The sequence below is a fragment of the Clostridium luticellarii genome (assembly GCF_002995845.1).
Taxonomy (GTDB): Bacteria; Bacillota; Clostridia; order Clostridiales; family Clostridiaceae; genus Clostridium_B; species Clostridium_B luticellarii.
In genome coordinates, this window is sequence record NZ_PVXP01000025.1 from 1 (window position 1) to 13,981 (window position 13,981).

The 13,981-nt window shown below is 34.5% G+C and carries 12 protein-coding genes; 8 read left to right on the forward strand and 4 right to left on the reverse strand.

The features are described from left to right. Positions 1 to 84: 84 nt before the first annotated feature. Positions 85 to 633, forward strand: coding sequence for an LOG family protein (locus CLLU_RS09670; RefSeq protein WP_106009539.1), 549 nt, complete (start codon positions 85 to 87; stop codon positions 631 to 633). Between the two features lie 56 nt (positions 634 to 689). Here CLLU_RS09670 and CLLU_RS09675 read toward each other — a convergent pair whose 3' ends face one another. Both CLLU_RS09675 and CLLU_RS09680 read right to left on the reverse strand, forming a co-directional pair. After that, a complete protein-coding gene (locus CLLU_RS09675; protein ID WP_337955459.1) occupies positions 690 to 1,751 on the reverse strand; it encodes a stage II sporulation protein P in 1,062 nt (353 codons plus the stop codon). Between the two features lie 57 nt (positions 1,752 to 1,808). Further along, positions 1,809 to 2,939 (reverse strand): YibE/F family protein, encoded by a 1,131-nt coding sequence (locus CLLU_RS09680; protein WP_106009540.1) that lies wholly within the window; start codon positions 2,937 to 2,939, stop codon positions 1,809 to 1,811. Between the two features lie 174 nt (positions 2,940 to 3,113). Between CLLU_RS09680 and CLLU_RS09685 the strand changes: the two genes are divergently transcribed. The 6 genes from CLLU_RS09685 (at position 3,114) to CLLU_RS09710 (ending at position 8,981) form a co-directional block, all read left to right on the forward strand. Next, entirely contained in the window at positions 3,114 to 4,172 is a 1,059-nt protein-coding gene (locus CLLU_RS09685) for a permease (RefSeq protein WP_106009541.1), read from the forward strand. 2 nt (positions 4,173 to 4,174) lie between these two features. Beyond that, positions 4,175 to 4,933 (forward strand): TIGR03943 family putative permease subunit, encoded by a 759-nt coding sequence (locus CLLU_RS09690; RefSeq protein WP_106009542.1) that lies wholly within the window; start codon positions 4,175 to 4,177, stop codon positions 4,931 to 4,933. A 149-nt stretch (positions 4,934 to 5,082) separates the two neighbouring features. Next, entirely contained in the window at positions 5,083 to 6,006 is a 924-nt protein-coding gene (locus CLLU_RS09695) for a metal ABC transporter substrate-binding protein (protein WP_106009543.1), read from the forward strand. Positions 6,007 to 6,080: 74 nt separating this feature from the next. Continuing rightward, positions 6,081 to 6,566 (forward strand): dihydrofolate reductase, encoded by a 486-nt coding sequence (locus tag CLLU_RS09700; RefSeq protein ID WP_106009544.1) that lies wholly within the window; start codon positions 6,081 to 6,083, stop codon positions 6,564 to 6,566. A 131-nt stretch (positions 6,567 to 6,697) separates the two neighbouring features. Further along, positions 6,698 to 7,759, forward strand: coding sequence for an FAD:protein FMN transferase (locus tag CLLU_RS09705; protein ID WP_207655981.1), 1,062 nt, complete (start codon positions 6,698 to 6,700; stop codon positions 7,757 to 7,759). A 1-nt stretch (position 7,760) separates the two neighbouring features. Beyond that, a complete protein-coding gene (locus CLLU_RS09710; protein ID WP_106009545.1) occupies positions 7,761 to 8,981 on the forward strand; it encodes an FMN-binding protein in 1,221 nt (406 codons plus the stop codon). Between the two features lie 101 nt (positions 8,982 to 9,082). On the opposite strand, the gene CLLU_RS09715 is transcribed toward CLLU_RS09710, so the two are convergent. Together CLLU_RS09715 and CLLU_RS09720 are read right to left on the reverse strand one after the other, a co-directional pair. Continuing rightward, positions 9,083 to 10,750 (reverse strand): acyl-CoA dehydratase activase, encoded by a 1,668-nt coding sequence (locus tag CLLU_RS09715; protein ID WP_106009546.1) that lies wholly within the window; start codon positions 10,748 to 10,750, stop codon positions 9,083 to 9,085. Then, the gene (locus CLLU_RS09720) at positions 10,747 to 12,021 is read right to left on the reverse strand and encodes a 2-hydroxyacyl-CoA dehydratase subunit D (protein WP_106009547.1); all 1,275 of its coding nucleotides are present in this window, start codon (positions 12,019 to 12,021) and stop codon (positions 10,747 to 10,749) included. Before CLLU_RS09720 ends, CLLU_RS09715 begins: the two co-directional genes overlap by 4 nt. A 177-nt stretch (positions 12,022 to 12,198) precedes the next feature. Here CLLU_RS09720 and CLLU_RS09725 point away from each other — a divergent pair, with 177 nt between their 5' ends. Beyond that, positions 12,199 to 13,908, forward strand: a complete 1,710-nt coding sequence (locus CLLU_RS09725) for an ABC-ATPase domain-containing protein (protein ID WP_106009548.1) — start codon at positions 12,199 to 12,201, stop codon at positions 13,906 to 13,908. Positions 13,909 to 13,981: the final 73 nt, after the last annotated feature.

Here is a 13,981-nt window from a genome sequence, read left to right on the forward strand (position 1 = left end):
ATATATAATTATCAATTGTACCTGTTTTCTATATAATAAAATAAAGTATAATATGATCTAACTGATTATATAAGGAGTGATAACATGGAAAGCATATGTGTGTATTGTGGTTCAAGTTCAGGTATACGTAAAGAATACAGTGAAGGGGCACGATTACTTGGAAAGGAATTGGTTAGAAATAAAATACAGCTTGTATATGGAGGTTCCAGTACAGGACTCATGGGTCAAATCTCAAATGAAGTTTTAAAAAGCGGAGGAAAAGTTACTGGAGTTATACCTAAATTACTTCTTTTAAACGAACCACCAAACCAAAATCTAACTAAACTCATCTATGTTAAAAATATGAGTGAAAGAAAAGAAAAAATGTCAGATCTTTCTGATGGATTCATTGCTCTTCCAGGTGGACTCGGCACTTATGAGGAATTATTCGATACCATAAGCTGGGCCAGACTTAAAATTCATAAAAAACCTATAGGGTTGCTAAATATAGAACATTTTTTTGATCCTCTTTTAAACATGCTTGAGAATTCATGTAAAGAGGGTTTTATAAGCAAGGCAAGTCTCAAATTTTTATTTATTTCAAGTGATCCACATAAATTGATAAATAATATAATAAATTACACACCTGACTAAATACCAAGGGAAAATTTAACAACAAATTTTCCCTTTATCTCTACTTAAGCTTTCAGCTATTTGATGATCTGCGCAATTATCCTTGCTATATATTTAGTAGAAGCTTTGGATTCATCCGTAGTGTTTATCTGTGACCCTATCTCCATAAGTATTGCACTGTTGCTCATACCCTGGTTAAAATACCTGGTTCCATAATTATAATCAAGATTGATACCTCTTGAAAAACCAGGATATAATTTATCAGACAGGTTTACTATCTGATTTGCCAGTTCCATATTTTTATCAAAATGAGGGTTTTTTTTGGTCATAACCAGCATAAATTTAGATACATTCTCTCCATTCAATTTTACTGTCACTGAATTTTTGTCTTCAGCATAATCCCTATGCATGTCTATTATAAGTTTGAAGTCACCATATTTTTTTAAATATTTATCCAATGTGACTGAAGATCTGGCATAACTTTGTGTATATCCCTGCGCATCGTGAACGGTTGTGTCATTTATTGCGGAGATACCATATTTGTTGAGTTCGGTCACCAGCTGCTGACCTACAGCACATACATTTTTAGTATCATCAAAACTATTTGCATCTCCAGGTTTATAACTTTCCGTAGTATGGGTATGATAAATAAGTATATCAGGTTTTTCCGTGTTCATCTTTCTTTTCAGGCTTGGATCGTATACCTTGGTATCTCCTGATGAAGTATTCGAATTGTCTCCCCTGCTCAAGTTTCCACTATCATCATTTTTGGTTATCTGTTTATTGTCCAGCTTAAATTCACTCACACTGCTTCCTGAAACATCTTTTCCTAAAAAAGCTACTTCTTTTCCCAATATACCCAATGGATTTCTGGTATTTATATCAAAGGCTCCAAGCACCAGACTCTTCAGTGAAAAGCTATTTTCCGCCATGTCTTCTTCATCAAAACAGGTAGCTTTTACTGCAGGCATTGCATAATTTAATATCTGGACATAGAGCATATTTCCCCTTACATTATTGGCTGGATTGCTGCTGGCTTCAACCAAATAAGGCAATATGATTACAAACATCAGACTTACAATCAAATTGAGTATCTCAAACTTAGGTTTATCTTTCCTGCTGAATCTTTTATAATTCAATATATTCACTGTTTTAATAAAAAAACAGTTTCCCCCCTTTCTAAATAAGCTTCACTGTTATCTGTTATCTAGAATCCAATATGCAAAAACAGTAATAGGGATAGTAAATATAAGCCCTATACTGCTTGCAAAAGTCTTTATTATATCCGAGGCAATCATATCCTGATTTATTATATCAATGAAGCTGCTCTTGCTGACCATATATCCCAGCACCAAAAATACGGTGCCGCTGATGTAGGCCAATATCAAAGTGGTGGTCATAGTTCCTATAGTATCCCTTCCTACACTCATTCCAGCTTTTATGATATTTCCATTTGAAATTCTCGGATTATTTTCTTTCAGCTCATTCATAGTTGAAGCTATGGACATACTTACGTCCATTACTGCACCCAATGTACCTATGAGTATGGAACCAAACAAAATTCCTTTAAAATTCAAAGTACCCTTCAAAAGAGAATCCATAAGCAGCTGTGCATCTTCCGTTCCAACCCCTGAAACACTTGTAAGATTAATATAAATGTATGCTATAACACCTGCTATAATAACTCCACTGCTTGTTCCCAAAATTGCCGCCGTAGTTTTTTTATTAAATCCGCTTACTATAATCAAGCTTATTATTGTTATAACAATACAGATAATTGTTGAAACAATAATAGGATTATATCCCTGTAAAATCAGAGGTAAAAATACTTTTATAATTATTAAACAAGTTATTGTCAAAGTTATCAAAGATTTAAATCCTTTTATTCCACCTATTAAAATAATAGATGCTGCAAAAAATATAAGCAAATGAAGTAATTGATTCTGTCTGACCACCTGGTACACACTTGCTTCATTTATTTTTCCATTATTATCTTCACTTATTGACAGAAATAATTCATCACCTGTCTTAAATTCTATATTATCCGGTTTAGACGGCTGAATAGTATGAGTGACATCAATTTTCTCACCATCGTGCTTTCCTTCTGTAATCTCTATTTTCAATTTTTGCTGTTTTTCCATGATATTTTTATTTGCATCCGTATTATTTGAAGATATTATATTTATGACTTTTCCCTTTACCATGCTTCCGCCATCAGTAACATCACTTTCACTTCCTTCTGCTTTTACCGAAATAGCACAAAATATAATAATTGGAATTACTAATACTGCTATAAAAAGTAAAAAGCATTTACGTACCTTAACCAAACTTCATCACTCCTCAATTTAATGTTTATTAAATAATATTCAAGTATTTTAAAAATATAACAGCTATGGGCATTGAAGTCTTTAATAAAATTTTGCACATACCCATTGACACATACCCATATATAGGGTATATAATTTAACTATATTTTTACAATTTGGGAGTTTAAAAAGAAAATGATAAATGATAAAAAACTAATAAAGTCTACCTTCATAAGTGATGGTAAAGTGATTTTGATGCTGGTATCAGCTGTTTTTTTACTGTTCTCGCTTAATTTATTAAGAAATATATCCCTGCCCAAAATCAACACCGATATGTTGAATAATTTCTATTTGATCTTTACAAGCATCGTACTGGAAGGATTTCCCTTTATAATTATAGGTTCATTGATCTCATCCTTCATTCAACTTTTTATTTCAGAAGAAAAGATAATAAGATACATACCTAAAAATAAGATTAAGGGATTGATATTTTCATCACTGCTTGGCCTGGTTTTCCCATTATGTGATTGTGCCACAATTCCAGTGGCAAAAAATCTAATAAAAAAAGGTATTCCCAAGGGAATGGCCATAACTTTCATGCTTTCCGTACCCATAGTGAATCCTATTGTAATTATTTCTACATTTTATGCCTTTAGAGGAAAAACTTATATTGTGATTTCAAGATTGGTGTTTGGAATTATAGCTGCCATTGTCATAGGATATTTAGTGGATTTATTTTCTAAAGAAAATATTTTAAAGTCCAGTAATAAATTGGATAATGGACATGTCTGCCATGAACACTGCCATAACAGCTGCGAGCCAAAAAATTTAAGTAATATAATTTATCATACAAGCTCTGAAGTATATGATATAGGCAGGCTGTTTATCATAGGCGCACTTACATCCGCATTTTTCCAAACATATATCCCGGAAAAATACATACTTTCTATTGGACAAGGTAAGGTATATTCTATACTAATCATGTTTGTTTTAGCTTACATACTAAGTATCTGTTCTCAAACGGATGCCTTTATAGGAAGATCTTTTCTCGGGCAATTCACCGCAGGATCGGTAATTGGATTTTTGATATTGGGGCCAATGATTGATATAAAAAATACCTTGATGATGGTTGGAACATTTACCAGGAGATTTTCAATCCTTCTTATTTTCTTCATATTTATCATATGTTTTGCTCTATCGTTCCTGGCAGAATATATAATTCCATTTAGCTTAAAACTTGTTGGAGGCATATAAAAATGACAAATAAAAAATCCAGCCTAAATATCAACATAGGAGAACTCACCTGGTTTATAATTCTTATTGCAATTTCACTTTATTTTTTTACACTGGTTTATACCGGGAATATAAAGATATTTATACATCCAGCTATGATAAAGTATACAATTTTTGCTTCGGTTTTCCTGCTGATTCTAAGTATTTTTCAGCTTCCTAAAATATTCAAAAATAAATATGACAAACCCAGGCCAGGTTATATAATATTTGCCATACCTATTATCATAGGTATACTGGCCAATCCTCTTGAATTAAATCAAAATGCGTCAAACTCCAAGAATATCACTTTAGTTCAGAACTCAGATATGCTTAAAGATACTTCCAGCATAAATAAATCCGGCCCAATTGTCTTCAATGATAACAATTATCTAAATATGATGAATGAAATAAATGATACTCCAAATAAGTTCAAAAATCGGCAGATAGTACTAAAGGGATTCATTTACAGAGATTCTTCTCTAGACAAAAATCAATTTGTAATTGCAAGAGAACTTATGACCTGCTGTGCAGCTGATACACAGATAATAGGATTTCTATGCAGTTATAACGGCCCTGCCATTGATGCAGACACCTGGATACAGGTGACAGGCACACTCAGTACTACAAATTACATTGATGCAAATTCAAAACAGAAATCCCTGCTTCCTTTGTTGGAGATCAAAAATATCAGTAAAATACCCCTACCCAAATCAAAATATATCTATTTCAATTACAAGCAATAATTAAACTAAAACCAACTTCAGATATTTCTAATTTATTTTTATTCTATAAAATTTTTCCTATTATTTCTTGACAATAATATAATATTCCATTATAGTATATATGTAAATGCGCATGGATTGCATTTACATATATTTAAGGAGGTCTTGAAATGTTTAAAAAAAATAAGTTATTCATATTAGCTGCTATTGTCAGCAGTATTATGTTTATTTTTTCAGGATGTAATAGCTCAAGTGGGACAACCACAGACAATAAAAGCAAATCAAAACCAAAAGTAGTGGTATCCTTCAATGCCATGAGAGAATTTGCTTCAGCTATTGGAAAAGACAAGATAGATATTACAACCATAATTCCAAACGGTACAGAACCTCATGATTTTGAACCAACTGCAAAGGATCTCAAAACTTTAAGCAGCGCCGACGTATTCGTATACAGCGGACTTGGAATGGAATCATGGAAGGATAAAGTCATAAATTCGGCAAATAATAAAAATTTAATTGCAGTTGATGCCTCAAAAGGTATAACTCCAATTAAAAATACAGATGCAGATGAAATAAAAGAACACGGTCAATATGATCCCCATGCATGGATAAGTTTAAAAAATGCTGAAATCCAATCAAAGAATATAAAAGATGCTTTAGTTAAAGCTGATCCTTCAAATAAAGAATTTTACGAAAAAAACTACAAGAGCTTTTCCAAGCAGCTGGATGATCTCTACAATGAATACAATACAAAATTTTCAGCTGTCACAAATAAAAGCTTTGTAACTGGTCATGCTGCTTTTGCATATCTGTGCAGAGATTTTGGATTGAAGCAAAACAGTGTGGAAGGTGTATTTGCTGAAGGAGAGCCTTCTCCTCAAAAGCTGGCAGAGCTCGTAAACTACTGCAAGGAGAACAATATAAAAACAATATTTGTAGAAGACATGGTAAGTCCTAAGGTTTCCAATACCCTGGCCAAGGAAGTGGGAGCAAAAGTGGAAAAAATATACACAATCGAGAGTAAAGAGGACAACAAAAATTATATTCAAAGCATGAAATCCAATTTGGAAATGATCTACAATAGCCTGAAATGACATTTTATCTGAATATTATGCTATAATACAGTAAACAGATTTTAAATAAGTATGAACAGGAAGTGATCATTCGGGTGATAAGCTTAATTGCAGCTGTTAATAAAAATTGTGTAATAGGAAAAAACAACAAATTGATATGGCACATACCAGAAGATCTAAAAAGATTTAAAAAAATAACTTTAGGCAAAACCATTATAATGGGAAGAAAAACCTTTGAATCACTTCCCAAAATACTGCCAGATAGGAAACACATTGTAATAACCAAAAATAAAAATTATTTAATTTCAGACAACAGTGTTACAATTGTACATAACATCAAGGACATTTTAAAATACAAAAATTATCCTGAAGAAGTATTTATAATAGGCGGAGAAAAAATCTACAGTCAGATGCTGCCCTGCTGCAGCAGATTGTATTTAACTGAAATAATGTCTTTTGAAGATGGAGATGCACATTTTCCTGAATTCAATAGAGAAGATTATACAATGCTTGAATATGAAAAGCATTATGATAAAAATATTGAATACAATTTTTTAACCTTTGAAAAAAAGTTTCAGTAAAATGCTTCTTCAAAATTAATTAACATTTTTATAAGAAATTTCTTAACAAATCTTAATGTAATATTAAGGTTTGTTTTTTATTATAAATCTATACTAAAAAAGAATAATTAAAATTTTGCAGGTGATATAATTTGTTTCAAAGCACAGCAGGTATTTTTATAACAATCAATGTATTTATAGTAGTGATTATTTATGCACTAACAGTTCACACTAAAAAAACTTCTATAGTAAAAAACAGTTATGTTCTGGGAACCATAGTGCATATACAGATATTTGGAAACAGATCCAAGCAATTAGCAGAAAAAGCATTGGAAAAACTCATGGATATTGATGACAAAATGTCTGTATTCAAGGACTACAGTGAAATATCAAAAATAAATAGAAATGCCGGATTATCTCCCCAGGTCATCAGCAGCGATACCTATTTTGTAATAAAAAAAGCTGTAGAATATGCCGAGCTGTTAGGCGGATCTTTTGATCCCACTATAGGTCCTTTAACATCTCTATGGAATATAGGTACTGAACATGAAAGAATTCCTCAAAAAGATGAAATAGATAAAAAATTAAGTCTGGTCAACTATAAGGACATAATTTTAGATGAAGGTACCAGATCCATCAAGTTGAAATATAAAAATCAGTCAATCGATGTGGGAGGTATAGCCAAGGGATTTGCAGCAGATACAGTTAAAGGCCTGTTGTCCAAACATCACGTTAAAAGTGCCTTAATCGATCTGGGCGGAAATATTTTTGCCCTGGGCCGCAAATGCAGCGGTGATTTATGGAGTATAGGCATTCAAAACCCATTTAAACACCGTGGAGAATATATTGGTATAGTAAATGTTAAAGACAAGTCCCTAGTTACATCAGGCAATTACCAAAGATATTTTATGAATAGCGGCAAAAAATTCCATCACATACTGGATCCTAAAACAGGATATCCTTCAGAGAGCAGCATTGTAAGTGCTAGTATTATATCCGATAATTCCATTGACGGCGACGGATTATCCACAGGCATCTATATTATGGATGTACATAAATCCATGGATTTAATAGAATCTCTGCCGGGCATAGATGCAATATTGATTACCAATGCAAAAAAAGTGTATATTACATCAGGTATTGTTGAAAATTTCAAGCTGACTGACAACGAATTTAAATATATCAAAAATTATGAGCAGGAAAGGATCTGTTAATATGACAAAAAAGATTAAAAAAATACAAATTTCCAGACACATTATACAGCTGATTTTGTTTTTTCTGCTGCCTGGTATGTACATACTGACCTTTAGTGAACTAAAATCAATTTTACAGATGATTGTCAGCGGCAATTTCAATTTTATTCAGGCTTTTCCGGGATTGATGGAATTTATAATAACAACTGTCTCCACCATTTTAATGGGCAGATTTTTCTGTGGATGGCTCTGTGCCTTTGGTACTTTCAATGACTGGATTCACATAATATCAAAAAAGGTCTTTAAAATTAATTTTAAAGTAAGTGAACAGCTTGATTCTATATTGAAATATATAAAATATATAATTTTATTTATCATCCTGATCCTCCTATTTAAAGGTGGAAACACTATTTTAGATGGTTCAAGTCCCTGGGATGCCTTTGCACAGATAAGTGATCTGTCCACTGTACTGTCGTCTTTAACCGTTGGATTTATACTTTTGGTTTTAATAACTCTGGGAAATATTTTTATTGAAAGATTTTTCTGCAGATATCTGTGTCCTCTGGGTGCCGTATTTTCCCTGGTATCCAGAATGGGTATATTTAAAATAAACAAACCCGGTGACAAATGCGGCAGATGCAGACTATGCACAGATAATTGTTCAATGGGCTTAAAGCTCTACAGCATGAACAGTGTCAAGGGGGGCGAATGCATAAATTGTCTAAAATGTATAGAAACATGCCCCAGGAGAAATCCCCGTGCAAGCATACTGGGTGAAGATGTGAATCCAGCAATGGCAGGTTCTTTTGCCATTTTCATCTTCACAGGTATATATGGTTTAACCAATTTAGGAAGTTCAATTTTAACACAAAAAGGCCTAGCTTCCCCAAATAATGTAGTCTCCACCAGTAAAAGCAAAACGTCAAACAGCAATAGTCAAACTGCCGTAAATTCAAATGCTTCACAAAAAGCTAAATACAAAGACGGTACCTATATTGGAACCGGCACAGGATTTCATGATGGTACAACAAAAGTCTCCGTAACTGTAAACGGCGGCAAAATCACTGATATAAAAACAATATCAACAGGTGATACTCCAAGATTCTATCAATACGTTGAAGACACCATACCTGATGAAATAATTTCAGCCCAGTCAAGTTCAGTTGACACCGTATCCGGAGCTACCTACAGCAGCAGAGGACTCATCGAGGCAGTTCAAAATGCATTAGATAAAGCTGTTTAATATTCTATAGAAGAGTAAACCTGAGTCTGCCGAGGCAGGCTCAGGTTTATATCCTTTTTGGCCAATTTATGATTTTTTATAAAATCCACATACAGCTTCGATTAAATGCTCTCCAGAGCTGTGAGCGCCGCGCCTACAGCTCCTACTATCTGCGGCTCCTGCGGTATGAATATTTTGTCTCCAAGCTTTTTTTCCAGACATTTCACCACACCTATATTTTTGGCAACTCCACCTGTCATCATATAGGCTTCTTTTTTGCCGACCCTGTTCACAAGTGAAAGTGTTTTTGAAGCAACTGACTTGTGCAGCCCATGGATTATATCAGATATATCCTTATTCTGTGCAACAAGTGATACTACTTCCGATTCTGCAAACACAGTACACATACTAGTTATATCTATATCTTCCCTCCAATCCAGGGATCGCTTTCCCATTTCGCTCAATGGCACTTCAAGAGTATGGCTCATCATCTCAAGAAACCTCCCGGTACCCGCCGCACATTTATCGTTCATGGCAAAGTCCACTACTTTTCCGCTGTCATCCAACCTTATGGCCTTGCTGTCCTGACCTCCTATGTCAATTATAGTTCTTACTTTATTGTTTAAAAAATAAGCTGCTTTTCCATGACATGTGATCTCGGTTATTTCTCCATCCGCAAAAGGAATGCTTACACGTCCATATCCTGTAGAAATTATTCTGGAAAGTCTGCTAGAGTCCATATTCAATTTTTTCAGTGCCTCTTTCATGGCCTTTTCCGCCCCATTTTGACTTTTGGCACCGGTTCTCACCACCGAATAAGAAAGTATTTTTCGTTTTGCATTCATTATAACTACATTTGTAGATGTAGAACCGCTGTCTATACCTGCAACTAAAATATCATCTTTTATACTGACGCTGTCATCTTTTTTGTATTTTTCATTTTTTGACTTGATTGTCTCAACAAAAGCCTCTATTCTTGTTCTCATCTGTCCACTACCTTCTTCTGTATAATCGGTTTCTATCTTCAACATAGGTATTGAAATCAAATCCTTCAGTGCGGCATATTCAAAAGAATAGGCATCACAAAATTTCGTGGTATGGTATATCAGGCCGTCCATCTTGTCTATATTTTCATTTAAAATCCTAATTCTGTCTTTATTGTCAACCATTCTCATACATGGAAATGCATTTAACAAAAAAGAAGAATAACTCAAAATGAAATCCTCATTTTTCGAAAGTACAGTTGATTTTGTAAAATTTCCTGTGCAGGTAAAATCAAAATTTATAGAAGCACCTGCAGTTTCAATCTGTTTTATGGTAGAATCTTTCACCCTTGATCCCATAAGAGCAATATTTATGCCGGACAATTTACATGATTTTTTATCAGTTTTTGCATTGACCATATTTATAAATTTATCATCATCAAATTTTCTTCCTGTGAATTTCTCCATTGAACTTATAAATTTTATAAGTTCACTTTTCATAATCAGTGCAGATGCCCTGTTTCTCTTTCTTGGAACATTTATCAGATGTACAAAATCAAAATCAGGACTGCTTTTTAAAACGTCATACAGCCTCTTGATACTGTCACAACAATTTACAAGAACCAGATTGCAAATACCGGAATTAATGCATTCTTCAAGTACAGCCTTAGCATATGTACATACGTTTGGATGCATCAGGGCTTCGGCTTTGTCAAAACCTGAAACATGAGGATTTATCCTCACCGCATTCTCATTGAAAGCTTCTATAATATGAATTGGAGTGTATTTACAAACATAGCCTATCATTTTGCCACCTTCTGTCTGCTGTTCAATATTTCCATGAAGGCTTCCACCCTCGTCTTTATCTGGCCTTCATGGGCATTTCTTCTGTCCACACCATCACCATCTATGGACAGATAAGGTATGTTCTTCTGTTTGAGTGCCTCTTTCAAAAGCATCGTTCCTCCGCTGCACTCTTTGCAGCCAAAAGAACACAGATTTATAACTCCACTGGCATTGAAATTATGAACCATTTTGATTATATTTTGTATTTTTATCTGAAAAGGCCCGTTGAGTTTGTTTTGAAGAAATTTCTTGGCTACAGCTTCATAAGGATGATTATAATCCATTTCATCCAGATTATCCAGATTATAATCACAGGCAAGGAGCTGACAATCGGGATTAAGATTAAAATAATTCTTCAAGGTATCACTGTAAAAAGGCATGATATGGCTCCATAGAATTCTCTTTCCTGCATAATCAGGATATTTTTCTATATCTTCAGCCTGCATTTTATAAAAGTCCAGTATTTCCGGCCTGCCTATTCCCAGATGAGATGCAAATAATCTGTACATTTCCAGTGTAAGGGTATTGGGAAAGTATTTATGCTCAAGACTTTTATAAAATCTGCGCATATATGCTTTGGTATTGTTCTCAATTCTTATTATTTCCCTGAACCTTTCTTCATCAAATCTCCTTTTCATTATATCCTGGATAAATTCCACCATCTCATGAAGCTGGCCCACTACATATGCTTCCGTATCCTCGTTGTATTCGTAGGGTATGTCTAAATAATAATAGGGTATATTGTATTTTTTTGAAACATACCTTATGGTATTCAGGTTTCCATCACATATCATGGAGGAGGTCACTGCAAATTTAGGTCTTGGGACAACATTCGCCTCTACAGCTCCTATAAAGGCCTTATGATAGCTGCAGAGTGTATCGGAAATGCCGGATTTTTCGGCACAGTCTATAAATGCATCTTCACACCGGGTACCCGAAAGAAATGAAGAAAACCCTTCAAGCAAGAAAGGCGTTATATCCATGGCATTAAATATTTCAACAGGTGAAAATATGGTGACGAAAGCCGAACCCTCAGGATTTCTAAGGGGCTTTAGTATAAATTCAAGGCAGAGTTTATTCAAGTAGTTAAGAGAATCCGGAAGGTTTTTGTCCTTGAATTTTGAAACCAGAAACTTTTCGAGAGAAAACCCCATCTTCAGCAGACGGAGAGACCTGGAAGGGTTATCAATATTTTGTTTTATATATTTTCCATAAGATCTAATCAAATCCATTTTTAAAACCTCTTTACTTCTCAAGTAATCCTCATATTCAGAAAGTCTTTCATAGTGACTGGGATATACCCCTGCTAATATTTTACTTACACTTAATTATAGAATTATGTTATCATAATATATTGTAAAATGCAAAATTTACAATTATAATTGAAAAATGCAAGAGGAGGATTTATTTTGAAAAATCATCGTGAACTTCAGCAATTATTATTATCAATAGATGGAAGAGGCTATTCTGCCTACAAGGAACTAAGAGGAGAATATAATTTTGGAAAATATATACTTTCTCTGGATCACATCCAGTCGGATCCCTTTGCTCCACCCTCAAAAGCACGCATAATCCTGTCCAGAAAAGAAGCTGACTTCCCAGATGAATTTCTGGACTCAAAATATAAGAAAATAGCTGTATCCGACTTTTTGACAAGAAGTTTTTCACACAATATCAAGAATTTCAACGGAACTCCAAATATGAAGAAGTTAAGTACATTTCTATCCATAGACACTTGTGGGCAGGAAATGCTGGAGAGAACATCTGCAGTCATAAAGCAGGATCATATCGAAGCCAGGTTTGAAGTTGAACTGCCAGCTTCCGGGAGAAGAATCCGCGGTAAATCCGCTGTTGAAATTTTCTTTGATATACTACCTAAAATTGTAAATTCATCACTGCTTTATAAAAACATAGATGGAGCCAAATTAAAAAAACAAATTGATCTCATACTGGATCAAGAATTTATCAGAGAGGAACTAACCAAAAAAGGACTTGTAGCTTTTATCGCCAACGGAGCCATTTTACCAAGAGAAAACGGAATATCCGACAGACCGTTAAAAGATGCAGGTGCAGTTCTTTTTAAAAGCCCTGAAAGTCTTGAAATAGAATTATCTGTTCCAAATCACGGTACAATAAAAGGAATGGGCATTCCAGAAGGTATAACCTTAATTGTAGGGGGTGGATATCATGGAAAATCCACACTGCTTAAATCCCTTGAGCTTGGAATATACAACCATATTCCAGGGGACGGCCGGGAATATGCAATAACCAGAAATGATGCTGTTAAAATACGTGCTGAAGACGGCCGAAGAGTGGAAAGTGTAAATATCAGTCCTTTTATAAACAATCTGCCAAATAACAAGGACACCCTGAGATTTTCCACGGATAATGCCAGTGGAAGCACTTCCCAGGCAGCCAATGTGATGGAGGCTCTGGAGTGTGGAAGCAAGCTTTTATTGATAGATGAAGACACTTCCGCCACAAATTTCATGATAAGAGATGGCCGCATGCAGAAACTCGTTTCAAAAGATAAGGAACCCATAACCCCTTTTATAGACAAAATCCGTCAGCTATACCATCAGTACAAAGTCTCAACTATATTGATTGTAGGTGGCTCCGGAGATTATTTTGATGTGGCGGACCACATAATTATGATGGATGAATACATTCCGAAAGAGGTTACGGCACAGGCCAAAAATATTGCAGACAGCTCTGGATATAGAAGAGAAAAATCAGATGAAACCATGTTTGGAGATATCACTCCCCGAATACCTTTAAAATCCAGTTTCGCCCACAGTGGAAGATCATTTAAGATAAAGGCCAAGGGAAAGCATACAGTACTATATGGAAAATCACCTATAGATCTTTCAGCCTTGGAGCAGCTTGTTGACAGCAGCCAGAGCAACTGCATAGCATTAATGCTTGACTTTATTGCAAATAAGGTGATAAATGACAAAATATCAATTTCACAAGCTGCAGATACATTGTTTCTCCAAATAGAAAATTCAGGTCTGGATTTTCTATCACCTCATGCAGGTCACCCTGGAAATCTGGCACTCCCGAGAAAATACGAACTCTGCGGTGCAATAAACCGTTACAGGGGTCTCAAAGTAAAATAATAAGTATACCCCAATATCAAACAAGGGAAATTTTCAGTTATCACCGAAAATTTCCCTTGTTTTTTCTGTCCAT

Excerpts from the sequence above, each read along its gene's own strand:
- CLLU_RS09695 (WP_106009543.1), top strand. The coding sequence starts at position 5,083 with ATGTTTAAAAAAAATAAGTTATTCATATTAGCTGCTATTGTCAGCAGT.
- CLLU_RS09720 (WP_106009547.1), bottom strand. The coding sequence starts at position 12,021 with ATGGATTTGATTAGATCTTATGGAAAATATATAAAACAAAATATTGAT.
- CLLU_RS09690 (WP_106009542.1), top strand. The coding sequence starts at position 4,175 with ATGACAAATAAAAAATCCAGCCTAAATATCAACATAGGAGAACTCACC.
- CLLU_RS09685 (WP_106009541.1), top strand. The coding sequence starts at position 3,114 with ATGATAAATGATAAAAAACTAATAAAGTCTACCTTCATAAGTGATGGT.
- CLLU_RS09715 (WP_106009546.1), bottom strand. The coding sequence starts at position 10,750 with ATGATAGGCTATGTTTGTAAATACACTCCAATTCATATTATAGAAGCT.
- CLLU_RS09710 (WP_106009545.1), top strand. The coding sequence starts at position 7,761 with ATGACAAAAAAGATTAAAAAAATACAAATTTCCAGACACATTATACAG.
- CLLU_RS09670 (WP_106009539.1), top strand. The coding sequence starts at position 85 with ATGGAAAGCATATGTGTGTATTGTGGTTCAAGTTCAGGTATACGTAAA.